The organism is Cellulophaga sp. (genome assembly GCF_039943695.1).
Lineage (GTDB): Bacteria > Bacteroidota > Bacteroidia > Flavobacteriales > Flavobacteriaceae > Cellulophaga.
This window is the reverse complement of record NZ_JBDVAA010000153.1, coordinates 1-3,010: the sequence shown is the minus strand read 5'-3', so window position 1 is coordinate 3,010 and position 3,010 is coordinate 1. Positions and strand designations below refer to the sequence as shown.

The 3,010-nt window shown below is 33.3% G+C and carries 2 protein-coding genes; both read right to left on the bottom strand.

Annotated features, from left to right (window positions below; translation table 11 throughout):
- Positions 1-119: 119 nt before the first annotated feature.
- On the bottom strand, positions 120-1,025 hold the full coding sequence (locus ABJD66_RS09725) for a hypothetical protein (protein ID WP_348130915.1): 906 nt from the start codon (positions 1,023-1,025) through the stop codon (positions 120-122).
- A gap of 121 nt (positions 1,026-1,146) precedes the next feature.
- A complete protein-coding gene (typA, locus tag ABJD66_RS09720; protein WP_100896618.1) occupies positions 1,147-2,946 on the bottom strand; it encodes a translational GTPase TypA in 1,800 nt (599 codons plus the stop codon).
- Positions 2,947-3,010: the final 64 nt, after the last annotated feature.

Here is a 3,010-nt window from a genome sequence, read left to right as displayed (position 1 = left end):
GTGTTAGAAAACCACGCCGGAATTATAGGCGCAGCATCTGCCACATTAAAAAAATAAAAAAAGCCTTCATCTTATTATAGATGAAGGCTTTTTCTAGTATTATAACTTCAATTTATATACTATTTTAAAATTTTTGCTCCTTCTGGTTTAGAAAAATAATTTTCTTCTACTTCATCAGAAAAACTAATATCAGTAACATCTATTTTAGTAATATATTCCGCTAATCCGTTTTCCTTTTCTTCATCAGACCAGTAGGTTTTAAATCCTTTAGCAAACACAATACCATTTACAGTTGTTGTTCCTTGCGTTACTGTAATTTTTTCAGGAGCGTGTCCTCCATTAGGAAAATACTCTGGATAAGAAACAATATATTTAAAAGCATCTAATAAATTAGTTTCTGCGTTTATATACATAATATAATAATCATCTGGAGCAGAACCAACGCCACCGTCATAAGTAACTTTAACTACATTTTCTGTTTTCCCTTTAAAAGTTACTTGTGGCAACAACTCTAGGTTTACACCTTTACCATCAAAAACAAATGGCTGACCAGAAAAGTATATTGGAGTTAGCGCCCAAAACTTAGTATCATACTTAAAAGAGGTACTGTCTTTTGCTTTAATCCAAGACTCTTTACCGTCCCAACCAAAAATATCGTTTTTGTCTGTTATACTATTGTGTCTTGCTTTATTGTTCCAAGTATCTATTGTTTGGTAAGAATCTCTTATGCCTTTACCGTTTAATGGTTGGTAATTAAACCTAAAAGATAAATATCCATTAGAATACCATTTTTTTAATCCGCCGTGTGCCTCAATTGCACTCCATAAAACTTTACCCGCCTCTGTAGCATTTAGCCTTTTATTGGCAGCAGTAACTCTTTTTTCTATCCAAGAATTTGGGATTTGATACCCTAACTCTTTTGTTTGTTCTACTGTATTTTTATCGGCTTGTTTTTTATCTGTTTCCTTACAGGCAACAAAACTTACTATTGCAAATAAACTTACAAGTTTTACTATTATTTTCATTCTCATCTATATTTATGTGTTAATATCTAGTAGTCGTTTTAACTTACAGAACATTTCAAAATTAAATAAAAAAAATCCCAAGACTTACGCCTTGGGATTTTTGTAGTATAAACTTAATTAATTAAGCTATTTTATTACGCTTACGCTCATTTTCTGTTAAGTAAATTTTACGTAATCTTAAGTGCGCAGGAGTTACCTCTACGTACTCATCTTTTTGTATATATTCTAAAGCTTCTTCTAAAGAGAATTTAATAGCTGGTACAATTTTAGCTTTATCATCTGCTCCTGAAGAACGCACATTAGATAACTTTTTAGTTTTAGTAATGTTAACTGTCATATCATCACCTCTAGAGTTTTCTCCAATTACTTGACCCTCGTAAATATCTTCACCTGGATCTACAAAGAACTTACCTCTGTCTTGTAATTTATCTATAGAATAAGGAATTGCTTTTCCTGTTTCCATAGAAACTAGAGAACCATTTTGACGTTGAGGAATATCTCCACGCATTGGTTGGTACTCTAAGAAACGGTGTGCCATAATAGCCTCACCAGCAGTAGCAGTTAATAATTGGTTTCTAAGACCAATAATACCACGAGAAGGAATTAAGAACTCGCATACCATACGCTCTCCTTTTGCTTCCATACTAGTCATTTCACCTTTACGCATAGAAACCATTTCTACAGCCTTACCAGATACAGCCTCTGGTAAATCTATAGTTAAACTTTCTACAGGTTCACATTTAACACCATCAATTTCTTTAATAATAACTTGTGGCTGTCCAATTTGTAGCTCATAACCTTCTCTACGCATTGTTTCTATAAGTACAGACAAGTGTAATACACCACGTCCAAATACTAAAAATTTATCAGCACTATCAGTTTCGTTTACACGTAATGCTAAGTTTTTTTCTAGCTCGCGCTCTAAACGGTCTTTAATATGACGAGAAGTAACAAACTTACCATCTTTACCAAAGAAAGGAGAATCGTTAATTGTAAACAACATACTCATTGTTGGCTCATCAATAGCAATACTCTCTAATTTTTCAGGGTTTTCAATATCGGCAACAGTATCACCAATTTCAAATCCTTCTAAACCTACAATAGCACAAATGTCTCCTGTATTAACTTCCTCTACTCTTAATCTTCCAAGACCTTCAAAAGTATAAAGTTCTTTAATTTTAGATTTAGTAATAGTACCATCTCTTTTTACTAAAGAAATTTGCTGACCTTCTTTTAAGCCACCACGTTGTAATCTTCCAATAGCAATTCTACCTGTAAATGAAGAATAATCTAAAGAAGTAATAAGCATTTGAGTATTTCCTTCTTTTGGTTCAAAAGTTGGAATATGCTCTATAACCATATCTAATAATGGCTCTATGTTTTCTGTTTCGTTTTTCCAGTCGTCACTCATCCAGTTATTTTTAGCTGAACCGTATACTGTTGGAAAATCTAACTGCCACTCCTCTGCTCCTAACTCAAACATTAAGTCAAAAACTTTTTCGTGTACTTCTTCTGGCGTACAGTTTTCTTTATCAACCTTATTAACAACAACACAAGGTTTTAAACCAAGGTCAATTGCTTTTTGCAATACAAAACGAGTTTGTGGCATAGGTCCTTCAAAAGCATCTACTAAAAGTAAAACTCCATCTGCCATATTTAATACTCGCTCTACCTCTCCACCAAAATCGGCGTGACCAGGAGTATCTATAATGTTAATTTTTGTGTCTTTATAGACTACAGAAACGTTTTTAGATACGATTGTTATTCCGCGTTCGCGTTCTAAATCGTTGTTATCTAATATAAGATCACCTGTATTTTGGTTTTCTCTAAATAACTGACAGTGGTACATAATTTTATCTACCAAGGTCGTTTTCCCGTGATCTACGTGGGCAATAATTGCAATGTTCTTTGTTGTTGACATAACTGATTTTTAAATGCATTTACCTTCCTAAATGCGCGCGCAAAGATACTCTATTTTTTTTACC

Bases quoted from the DNA above. Each gene is read 5' to 3' on its own strand.
- ABJD66_RS09725 (WP_348130915.1), bottom strand. From the start codon at position 1,025: ATGAAAATAATAGTAAAACTTGTAAGTTTATTTGCAATAGTAAGTTTT.
- typA (WP_100896618.1), bottom strand. From the start codon at position 2,946: ATGTCAACAACAAAGAACATTGCAATTATTGCCCACGTAGATCACGGG.